The sequence below is a fragment of the Stenotrophomonas sp. 3diitr2024 genome (genome assembly GCF_042136455.1).
GTDB classification, from domain to species: Bacteria; Pseudomonadota; Gammaproteobacteria; order Xanthomonadales; family Xanthomonadaceae; genus Stenotrophomonas; species Stenotrophomonas sepilia.
In genome coordinates this window covers 1-10,206 of sequence record NZ_JBHHMJ010000597.1, presented here as the reverse complement: position 1 = coordinate 10,206, position 10,206 = coordinate 1, and the positions used below count along the sequence as shown (strand labels likewise).

General features: G+C 67.6%; 10 protein-coding genes and 1 pseudogene. 2 read left to right on the top strand and 9 right to left on the bottom strand.

The genetic code is table 11. The annotated features are described in order from the left end of the window. Nucleotides 1-69 precede the first annotated feature (69 nt). Complete coding sequence (locus ABGA94_RS15470) at nucleotides 70-894, bottom strand: alpha/beta fold hydrolase (protein WP_065196126.1); 825 nt, start codon at nucleotides 892-894, stop codon at nucleotides 70-72. Between the two features lie 186 nt (nucleotides 895-1,080). Here ABGA94_RS15470 and ABGA94_RS15465 point away from each other — a divergent pair, with 186 nt between their 5' ends. Then, nucleotides 1,081-1,467: a hypothetical protein gene (locus ABGA94_RS15465; protein WP_095377127.1), complete on the top strand. Its 387-nt coding sequence runs from the start codon at nucleotides 1,081-1,083 to the stop codon at nucleotides 1,465-1,467. 76 nt (nucleotides 1,468-1,543) lie between these two features. Here ABGA94_RS15465 and ABGA94_RS15460 read toward each other — a convergent pair whose 3' ends face one another. The 8 genes from ABGA94_RS15460 to ABGA94_RS15425 form a co-directional block, all read right to left on the bottom strand. After that, nucleotides 1,544-2,248: a DUF2968 domain-containing protein gene (locus ABGA94_RS15460; RefSeq protein WP_065178482.1), complete on the bottom strand. Its 705-nt coding sequence runs from the start codon at nucleotides 2,246-2,248 to the stop codon at nucleotides 1,544-1,546. Between the two features lie 99 nt (nucleotides 2,249-2,347). Beyond that, nucleotides 2,348-4,501: a TadG family pilus assembly protein gene (locus ABGA94_RS15455; protein WP_095377125.1), complete on the bottom strand. Its 2,154-nt coding sequence runs from the start codon at nucleotides 4,499-4,501 to the stop codon at nucleotides 2,348-2,350. A gap of 8 nt (nucleotides 4,502-4,509) precedes the next feature. Beyond that, complete coding sequence (locus tag ABGA94_RS15450) at nucleotides 4,510-4,977, bottom strand: DUF3613 domain-containing protein (protein ID WP_111127980.1); 468 nt, start codon at nucleotides 4,975-4,977, stop codon at nucleotides 4,510-4,512. Next, on the bottom strand, nucleotides 4,974-5,864 hold the full coding sequence (locus ABGA94_RS15445) for a Flp pilus assembly protein TadD (protein WP_095377123.1): 891 nt from the start codon (nucleotides 5,862-5,864) through the stop codon (nucleotides 4,974-4,976). The genes ABGA94_RS15450 and ABGA94_RS15445 overlap by 4 nt, the downstream gene beginning before the upstream one ends. Beyond that, on the bottom strand, nucleotides 5,864-6,799 hold the full coding sequence (locus ABGA94_RS15440; RefSeq protein ID WP_069138312.1) for a type II secretion system F family protein: 936 nt from the start codon (nucleotides 6,797-6,799) through the stop codon (nucleotides 5,864-5,866). The genes ABGA94_RS15445 and ABGA94_RS15440 overlap by 1 nt, the downstream gene beginning before the upstream one ends. A 28-nt stretch (nucleotides 6,800-6,827) precedes the next feature. After that, nucleotides 6,828-7,784: a type II secretion system F family protein gene (locus ABGA94_RS15435; protein WP_353075490.1), complete on the bottom strand. Its 957-nt coding sequence runs from the start codon at nucleotides 7,782-7,784 to the stop codon at nucleotides 6,828-6,830. A gap of 2 nt (nucleotides 7,785-7,786) precedes the next feature. After that, nucleotides 7,787-9,133 carry a CpaF family protein gene (locus ABGA94_RS15430; protein WP_053500164.1) on the bottom strand — a complete coding sequence of 449 codons (1,347 nt, stop codon included), beginning with the start codon at nucleotides 9,131-9,133 and terminating at the stop codon, nucleotides 7,787-7,789. Further along, on the bottom strand, nucleotides 9,118-10,104 hold the full coding sequence (locus ABGA94_RS15425; RefSeq protein WP_375367718.1) for a CpaE family protein: 987 nt from the start codon (nucleotides 10,102-10,104) through the stop codon (nucleotides 9,118-9,120). The genes ABGA94_RS15430 and ABGA94_RS15425 overlap by 16 nt, the downstream gene beginning before the upstream one ends. On the opposite strand from ABGA94_RS15425, the pseudogene ABGA94_RS15420 reads away from it, so the two are divergent. After that, nucleotides 10,085-10,206 (top strand): annotated as a pseudogene (locus tag ABGA94_RS15420) (hypothetical protein); the annotation flags it as partial. The gene ABGA94_RS15425 and the pseudogene ABGA94_RS15420 overlap by 20 nt on opposite strands.

The window sequence follows — 10,206 nt, the reverse complement described above, 5'->3', positions numbered from 1 at the left end:
GTGCACAAACGACTTAATCCCCTCCGTCCCCTTTTTTGCGGCGGCGCTGGGTAGCGCCGCCGCGATACCTCACTTGCGTGCGAACGCCAGCAGGTCGGCGTTGAACTGGTCGGCGTGGGTGATGGTCAGGCCATGCGGCGCACCGGCGTACACCTTCAGTTCGGCATCCTTGATGATCTGCGAGGACAGCTTGGCCGAGGCATCGAACGGCACGATCTGGTCGTCATCGCCGTGCACGACCAGCGCCGGCACGTCGATCTTCTTCAGGTCCTCGGTGTAGTCCACTTCCGAGAATTCGTGCACGCAGTCGTACTGGCCCTTGACGCCACCGAGCATGCCCTGCAGCCAGAACGCATCGCGCATGCCCTGGGTGACGTTGTTGCCATCCCGGTTGGCGCCGAAGAACGGGGTGGTCAGGTCCTTGAAGAACTGCGAACGGTCGCCGCCGGTACCCTTGCGGATGCCGTCGAAGACCTCCAGCGGGGTGCCGGCGGGGTTGCCAGCGGTCTTCAGCATCAGCGGCGGTACGGCGCCGACCAGCACCACCTTGGCCACGCGCGCGCTGCCGTGGCGGCCGATGTAATGGGCCACTTCACCGCCGCCGGTGGAATGGCCGACCAGGATCGCGTCCTTCAGGTCCAGCGCTTCGATCACCGCGGCCAGGTCATCGGCATAGGTGTCCATGTTGTTGCCGTTCCAGGTCTGGCTGGAGCGTCCGTGGCTGCGGCGATCGTGGGCGACCACGCGGAAGCCGTTCTGGCCCATGAACAGCATCTGCGGATCCCAGGCATCGGAAGACAGCGGCCAACCGTGGGCGAACACGATCGGCTGGCCGGTGCCCCAATCCTTGTAGAAGATGCGGGCGCCATCGGCGACGGTGACGAAGTTGCTCATTGCAGGTTCCTTGGCGGAAGGGAGGGAAGGCTTCGGCAGGATGCCGGTGCCTTCGGCAGTACAGCGCAGGCGCAGGCGACCGACTTGCACGGCTGTGCTGGATTGCATCGGATGTGACGCGTATCGCTCTGGCAGGACGGGAGCCGTATGCCGAGGATGAGCGCAGCCCGCCACAGGAACGCACGGATGCCCGCCATGCGATGGTCGCTGATGCTGTGCCTGCTGCTGCCCATGGCAGCGCCGGCACAGACCCATGTCTACAAGTGCGTTGATGGACCGCACCCGGTCTACCAGCAGACACCCTGCCAGGGGCGTGCCGCATGGCGCTGGGACGTGCCCGCGGAGCAGTCATTGTCCCGCGGCGCTGTGGCGCCAGCGGCCTCGACACCGAAGCCATCACCGCGGCAACGGCGTGCGGCGCGGGCGCACGGTGCGCTGATCACGATCAGCACGGATGCGGCGGCCTGCGAGCGTGCCCGGCGTGATCGCGAGCAGGCGTTGCTCAAGCGTCGGCGCCTGGATTTCGTGCAGCGCCGGCAGCTGGATGACGCGGTCTACGGCGCCTGCCAGTGACGCGGGGACGCTGAAGTGCCGAAGACGACAACGGCGCCATAGGGCGCCGTCGCGTGGAGTACCGTGAGTGCAGCTCTCAGCGACCGTCGCTGGCGGCCGCCGGTGCGGGCGCGCTGTCCGGCTTGGGCAGGCTCAACTCCGGGTTGCCCTGTTCGGCCTGCAGGATCTGGATGCGGCGCTGCAGGGCGTCCAGCTGGCTGTTGGTGCTCTGCACGTCGGTGCTGAGGCTCACGGCCTGCTGCTGGGCCTGCTGCAGGGCCGCGCTGACCTGTGCCGACTGCGCCTGCTGCTGTTCCATTTCCTGCTGCAGGGTGCGCAGGCGTTCTTCGTTGTAGGCCACCAGGCGCTCGGTGTAGCGCTTGCCGGCTTCAAGACGGGTGGTGTCGATGTAGACCTGGGCGAGCTGTTCGGACTGCTGCGCGAAGGTGCGGTAGACGCGCTCGGCGTTGTCCACCGCATCGGTCTTGATCACCCGCCAGAAGTTCTTCTCCTGGAACAGGGCGACGTAGTAGGTCAGGGTGTTGGCATTGAACAGCAGGCTGGCGCCGTAGTTGCCGTTGTAAGTGGTGCGCAGCTCGGTCAGCTGGCGCGAGTCCATCAACTGCTTGAGTTCGTCCACGGTATTGCGCACCACCGGCGCGCTGCGCGCCGGTTCGGCTGCCGCCTCGCGGTCGCCACGTGCAGCCATCGCTGCCGGTGCCACCAGCATCATGACCACGGCCAGCACTGCCGCGCTGCGCGCGTGCCGGGCAAAGACCGCGCCCCCTGAAGTTTCTCGCATGTCTAGACCATCCACGGATGAGTGTGGGTTGAGATGAAGGTGGTTCCCCGCCGGGAGTCTAGCATGGGTGTGGGCGCCGCCAAGGGCGCCCGTCACCGGTCAGTAGACCAGCTGTGCGGCGCTGCACTGGATCGACTGCACATTGACGTCGGTCCGGCCCAGTTCAACGCCCAGCACGCTGGCCAGCAGGTTGGTCAGCAGGGTGCCAATACTGTTGAGCACCGGCCGCAGTGCGGCCAGGATCGGCTTCAGCAGGGTGCACAGCAGTCCGCTGCAGCTGACGCTGCCATCGGGGTTGGTGACACCCGTTCCCCCGGCACCATCGAGAAAGCCGGCCGGTGCGGTCTGGATGTAGGACGCCAGATTGTTGCGCACGCAGCCGTTGTAATCGATCAGGTTGCCGAGCAGGCTGTCGCAGCGGTTGATCAGCAGGCCGCCGACCAGCGAGCCGAGCAGACCGTCGAGCACGCCCAGTCCCTGGCCGGTGACCGTAACCTTCAGCGCATCCCAGACCGGCCCGTCCTTGTGGCAGGTGGTCAGGTTGAGCAGCCCGCACGCATATGGCAGCCCACCCGGCACGGTCCAGCTGTTCAGCGGAGCCAGCTGCTTGCCGGGATCGCCGTCGCGCAGCAGTGGAATGAGCTTGTCGATGTCGTAGCGCCCACCCGTGGGAAACGCCGCCTGCAGATAGCGATCGGCCAGCGCCTTGGCGGTGTCGTTGGCGTTCATGCCCTGCTTGGGCGAATTGAGCATGCCCGACAGCACCCGTAGCAGTTCGTTGACCAGGCTCGACACTGCGTCACCAATTGCGAGCGGATTGAACCGGGTCGAGCCGGTCTCGCCGGCGGCCAGGGTCAGGGTCTGCGTGCTGGTCAGGGCGGGCAGGGTAATCCTGTCGTTGATCAATGGTTGGCCCAGCAGCTTCAGCAGCTGTTCGTCCTGCAGCGTGGCATCGCAGACATTGGCCTTGGAGAAGCGCTGTGCGGGGTCGACATTGCCGACGCAGGCGCGCAGCACCGACGAGTCCACCTGGATCGTGGCCTTGGGTGGACTGCCGCCGCACTGGATGCCGGTCAAGGTGCCCATACCGTTGGCCACGTCGACGTGCAACGGCAGGTGCAGGCGCGTGCCAAGCAGGTTCAGCAGCGGCCCCAGCGCGAACAGGTTGTTGCTGTCCACGTCCGCCATCAGCCGCACCTGCGCGTTGTAGGCACGGCTGCCGACGCCGCCGATGGCGATCGATGGCGGCTCGACCACGCCGGCCTGGATCCTGATGCCCAGCAGGTCCAGTCCCTTGACCGCCACGCCGTTGCCATCGTTGGCGATGGAGATCGCGGTGTTGATCAGGTTGAGCACGTTGATCTGTGACTCCAGTGCGCTGCCGACCGTGCCGTCGGGCGAGACAACTTCGGCAAACAGGCCACCGCCGCCGGACTGGCTGCCAAGCACGATGTTGAGCTTGTTGATGTCCAGCTGGGTGGCAACCAGATCGGACAGGGCGCGCAGCTGCACCCCCACTGCGGAGTCACGGCCGACCACGGTGGCGGTAGCATCGACCAGCTGTGCCAGCGAAATCTTGTTGACCGACAGCAGGCGATTGAAGTCGGCCACGCTGAGGTTGGCGCTTACCGGTATGTTGAGCGCTTTCAGCAGGCCGGACGGAGTCACGTTGGCCTGTGCCAGGCCGTCATAGGACAGCACCGTGGCATTGGTGACGTCCAGGCCAACCAGGCGCAGGGTGGACAGCAGCACTGAATCGCCATTGGTCCGCAGCAGCTGCGAGCCGACCGCAAACACCGCGGTGGGTTCGGCACGGCGCGCCACGGCCTGCACGCTCACGGTGGGCAGGCTGGAAGTCTGACCGAAGAAGGGCAGCACGCTGCGCTCGGCGATCACCTGAACCGCATTGCGGGGATTGCTGGCATCGACGCTGGTGACGAAGCGGGTGCCGGTGCCACGGCTGGCGCTCCAGTTGCCGCAGCGGATCTGCAGGGTGCCTGCGAACCCGTTCTGGACCACCGCATTCTGCCGGGCAGCGCTGTTGTCGCTGTTGTCCGGGCTGCACAGCTCCAGCCGCTGTGCGCCGGCCAGTGCGGCAAGGTCGGCCACCTTCTGCGCATCACGCTTGGCCCAGAACAGATAGCCGATCTCTATCAGGCCCAGCATGGCCACCAGCGCCAGCATGACCAGCATCATCGTGACCGACATGCCGCCGCGTGCGCGGCTGAAACTGAACTGTCGTGGGCGTTTCATGGCCGACCTCAGCGTCCGGAGGAGGAGGCGTCCTTGGACCGGGAGACATCGGTCTCAAAGAAGTCCGGGATCTCGTGTTCAAAGCTCTTCAGGTAACGCGCATAGCTCAGCGTGGCCTGGTCACCCAGGATCGGCAGGCGCTGGCCGGCCTGCTGCCCGGAGGCCTGCAGGCGGAACAGGTTGCGGGTGGCCTCGCCGCTGGGCAGACGCGCGCGCGGTGCTGCGGGCGATGCTGGTGCGATGTCGTTTGCGATGGTCGTCGCTTGCGCCGTGGCCCCCCCGGCGGATGCGGAGGGAGCGGCGATGTCCAGGCTGGGAAGCGGCTCGGCCTGCATCGGCGCTGTAGCCGGTGCCGACAGTGAGGGGCCACCGAGCATCTGTCCGGTCAATGGCTGTTGCTGCGCCTGCACGGCACCGGCAACAAGCAGGCAGCACAGCACGGGCAACAGGCGTCGGATCTGGCGCATCGTGGTCATGGTGTGCTTCCGGTCGGGTGGTCGGTGGCGCTGAAGCGTTCCAGCATCGAGGGTGGCAGGCGCTGCGGATCGCGTTGGTCGCGCGGGTCGCGGTGGGGTTCGCTCGCCAGCCGTGCGCCGCCCGATGCACGAGCGCCACTCTCGACGCTCGCCGTGTGTGCAGGTGTGGCTGCGTTGGCGGCAGCAGCGGCCTGTCGTTGCTGCAGGCGCGTCCGGATCTGCTGGGCCTGCTGCTGGATGCTTCGGCGCGTTTCCTCGTTGAGGCTGGCCTGTGCCGATAGCCGCTCCGCCGTCGCCTGGTCGCCGCGCAGTACCGCCCAGAGTGCAAGGTTGGCCGTTGCCTTGGCGTTGCCCGGTGAAAGTTCCAGGGCCTTGGCCAGCGGTTCGCGGGCCTGATCGAACTGGCCGGCACGCAGCCGTGCATAGCCCAGGTCACCCAGGTAGTCGGTGTTCAAGGGCTGCAGCTGCGTGGCGCGCGCCAGCGCCTGTTCGCTTCCGGCGTCGTCGTCGCGGCGTGCAGCGATCAGGCCCAGGCCGTGGGCGGCCGCCGCGGCCTGCGGCCCGCTGGACAGCTCGCGATACAGCGCGATCGCCGCGTCGGCCTGGCCGGTCTCGCGCAGTGCGTCGGCCTGCAGCAGGCGCAGGGCAGGGCGATCACCATAGCGCTGGCGGAAGGCCTCCACGTGGGCCAGCGAGGCATACCAGGCGCCCTGCTGCTGCATGCGTTCGATCAGCTCCAGATAGGCGTTGCGGCTGTCCTGCGGATCGGGTTCCGGCGGCGCAAGGCTGGGCGCCCGCACATATTTCGGTGTGGTCGAGGCGCAGCCACTGGCCAGGGCGGCGAGGGCGACGGCAAGCAGCAGGCAGGAGGTGCGCAGGGCAGGCATCAGGGAGATCCCATCTTGGACAGGGTGGTGGCCAGCGCGACCAGCGCCGGGCCGGCAAGCACCAGCATCAGTGCCGGCAACAGGGTCAGCATCATCACCACGGTCATCTTCACCGAGAGCTTGCCGACCTTTTCCTTCAACGCGTTGCGGCGCTGTTCGCGCAGGCGGAGGCTGAACTGGCGCAACGGCTCCTGCACTGCGCCGCCGTGCGCATGCACCTGCAGGATCAACTGCATCAGGCTGGCCAGGTCATCATCGGCGTAGACCTCGCTCAGCCGCCGCAATGACTGCGCGCGCGTGCGGCCATGGGTATAGGCCACATTGGCTTCCTGCAGTTCGCCGCCGAGTACCGGCAATGCATCGCGCAGCTTGTCGCCCAGCGTCTGCAGGCTCTGGTCCATGCTGAAGCCCACGCCCTGCAGCAGGCGCAGCAGGTCGATCAGCAGGGGCAGCTCGTTCTCGACCGCACGGCGGCGGCGCTTGACCCACGACGACAGCACGAACTTCGGCAGCAGCAGCCCGGCCGCCAGCGCACCGATCACCACCATCACCTTGGCAAGCCCGTGCGCGCTGCTGAACGCCAGCGCCAGCGCCAGCACCAACAGGGCAAGCAGCAGGCGCAGGCCGAGATAGATCGCGGTGCCACGGCGCGTGTTCCAGCCAGCCAGGTCCAACAGCAGCTTGTCTTCGTTGGCAAGCAGCGCAGCCTCCAGGCGGCCGCCACTGAGCGAGCGCCCGAAACGCTCGATCCAGCCCAGCGAGTCGCGGCGCGTGGCCTCGGTGTCGCGGCCTTCCTCACGCGGCTGCAGGGCGGTTTTCAGTGTGGCTGAGGTGCGGTGCTCGCGATGGCTGCGCACCCAGCCGGCAATACCGAGCAGGGCGACGCCGGCCGCCAGCACCAGCAGCGAAAGGGCGAACCAGGCGCTGGCGCTCATCGGGCACCTCCGGGGCGGCTGTGGGCGGTCATAGCGATTTGGCCAGGCGGTACAGCAGGAACGCCCCTAGCAGTTCCAGGCCCAGCGCGATCAACAGGATCCTGTGACCGAGCGGGTCGTGCAGCACCGGCTGGAAGAACGCCGGGCTGGAGATCGCCATCAGCACCGCACTGGCGGGTGGCAGCAGCCCCAGCACCCAGGCCGACATCCGTGTTTCCGAGGTGGTGGCCGCCAGTTCCTGCTGGGCCTGTTCCAGGTCGCGCATGAAATCGCCCATGCGTTGCAGGATCTGGTCGGCGCGGCCACCGATGCGCACGCTCACGCCGATCACCACTGCCAGCACCTTCAGTACGTCCATCCGGTACGGCTGCGCGGCCAGGCTCAATGCACGATCCAGGTCCATGCCGCTGCGCGCATAGCGCACCGTGGTGTCGAGCAGGCCGCGCAGTGGCGCGCTGGTCTGCATCGAAGACACCTGGAACGCGGCCTGCAGGCTGTTGCCCAGCGCGGTGAGGCGGACCAGGTTGTCGAGAAAGTCCGGCATCTGGTGCAGCAGCTGCGCGCGCAGCTTCGTGATCCGGCGCATCACCCACAGCCAGCAGCCCAGCAGGTACAGCAGCAGGGTCAGCGGAAACATCCAGGCCGTGCCCAGCCGCATCGCCGCCACGACCGCAAGCATCAGTCCCGGCACCAGCAGCATCAGTGGCAGCTTCCAGCCCGGCGGAAGGCCGGCGCGCTGCAGGACACCGTCCCACGGCAGTACACGGGTTCCGGTGCTGGCCGGGCGGGTCGAATCGTTGGCCGCCGCAACGGCAGGCCCGGCCGGTACCGCGCCGGCCGCGCTGCCGCGCGCCAGCTGTTGCTCGGCATGCTGCAGCGAGGCCTGGCGCTGCTCACGGCTGGCGGCGGTGCCCCATAGCCAGACGGCCAGCGCCAGCAGCACCGAGATGATGCTCAACAAGCCCAGCAGCAGGCCGGTGCCCATGCTCAGAAGTCCCCGTAGAGCGATTCGCGCAGTTGCTGGCGGAACGGCTCCAGCTTGTGCGAGTGCGGATGGAAGCCCAGGCCGATCCAGCGGTCGGTCTCGCGGCCGGTGGCGTCGATCTGCACCTCGTGGCGGAACATTTCCTGGGTGGTGATCAGGTTGTCGCTGACCCCGGTGATCTCGGTGATCGAGACCAGCACCCGGCGCCCGCTGCCCAGCCGCGAGATCTGCACGATGAAGTCGATGGCGCTGGCAATCTGCCGGCGCAGGCTGTCCTCGCTGCCCTGGAAGCCGGCAAAGCCTGCCAGCATCTCGATGCGGTACAGGCAGTCGCGTGGCGTGTTGGCGTGGATGGTGGCCATCGATCCGTCATGGCCGGTATTCATCGCCTGCAGCATTTCCAGCACTTCAGCGCCGCGCACTTCGCCGACCACGATGCGGTCCGGGCGCATGCGCAGACTGTTGCGCACCAGGTCGCGGATACTGACCGCGCCCTGGCCCTCGGCGCCGCCGATGCGGCTTTCCAGGCGCACCACGTGCGGATGGTTCAGCGAAAGCTCGGCGGTGTCCTCCACGGTGATGACGCGCTCGCTGGGTGGCACGTAGCTGGCCAGTGCATTCAGCAGCGAGGTCTTGCCGGAACTGGTGCCGCCGGAGACCAGGATGTTGCAGCGGCCCAGCACCATCGCCTTCAGCAGGGCCTGCATCGGTGCGTCGAAGGTGCCCTTGGCAAGCAGCTCGTCGGGGGTGAACGGGTCCTTGCGGAACTTGCGGATGGACACCATCGGCCCGTCCACCGCCAGTGGCGAGATGATCGCGTTGAGGCGGCCGCCGTTGGGCAGGCGCGCATCGACCATCGGATTGGAATCATCCAGCCGGCGGCCAAGCGGCGCGAGGATGCGGCGCAGGATGCGCAGCAGGTGGGTGTCATCGGTGAAGCGCTGGGTGGCACGCCGGAGCTGGCCACCCTGCGAAACGTGCACGTCCTTGAAACCGTTGATCAGGATGTCTTCGATGGAGGGGTCGTGGAGCAGGTCGTCCAGCGGGCCGAAACCGGTCAGCTCCTTGACCAGGCCCTCGGCAACCACCTGCATCTCTTCTTCGTTGATCGGGATGCGCCATTCCTGGATGAAGCCCACGGTCTGGACCTGCACCCAGCGGGCGATGGTATCCGGGGCCCAGGAATCGATGTCGATGCGCTCGTCCTCGATGCTGTTGAGCAGGTGCTCATGCGCGGCCGACAGCACCTTCTGGTACTGCTCGGTCTGTGCGAACGGCAGGTGGCCCGGGCTTTCGTGCAGCAGCGGGCGGGCAACGGCATGCGGGAACGGGGTTACCTTGTCTTCCATTGCGATCCACCCAGGGCAAGGGAGAGTCTTTCCCGCAGGCCATGCGGCTGGACCGGGCAGGCAGCCGGGTCCAGCCGTGACACGAGCGGGGCGAGGGCACGCAGGTAGGGATCGCGCGGCGCATCCTGCAGCAGCAGGCGGCCCTGGCTGGCGGCAAGGCGCACACGCGGTCGTTCAGGCAATGTCGCCAGCAACGGCAGTTCGAAGCGGCGTGCGATCTGTTCCGGGCTCATGCCGCTGCTGTCGTCGTGGCGGTTGATCACCAGTTGCAGGCGTTTCTCGCGCTCGCGCTGGCCTGCAAGATGCTTCAGTGCCTGGTCCAGCGAGACCAGCGTGGCGATCGACGCGTCGGTGACCAGCCAGATCTCGTCTGCCTGGTCCAGCAACAGCGGCGGCAGCTGCCGCAGCGGGCAGCCGCCGGCATCACACAGCACGCTGGCGAACACCCCACGCAGGCGCTGCAGCAGCGCGCCAGGGTCGGACGGGGGCACGGCATCACTGCCGCCGGCACGGTCCAGCAGCACCAGCCCGGAGTCATGGCGCGCCATCGCGGTGCGTGCAAGGGTGGCGTCGATGCGGCTGGCGTTGCGCAGCGCATCCTCGTAGTGGAAGCGGCTGTCGAGATTGAGGTACAGCGCAAGGTCACCGGCGGGCTGCGCCAGTTCCATCAGCAGGCCGTCCTGCTGCACTGCATCGCCCTGGGCGAGGGCCCGCGTCTGTTGCGCCAGCACCGAAAGATGTGCGGCCAGGGTACTGGTGCCGACGCCTGCGCGCACGCCCAGCAGCACGATCAGGCGCGCCTTGTGCGCGTGCTGCGCCACCGCGGCCGGGCGCGGTGACAGCGCACGCCGCAGGGCCGCCTCGATGCCGGCGTTGTCACTGTCCAGGTCCAGCACATCGCGCAGGCCGGCGCGCAGCGCGATCACCACGCCTTCGACCTGGCCGGCGCTGGTGGCGCCGACCGCGACCATCGCCTCGATCGCCGGCTGCTACGAGTGCGTTGAGCCGCAGGTGTCCAACCTGTTCAAGCGCGAGACCCTGTCCGGTGACTTCCTGCAGGTCAACCGCTACCT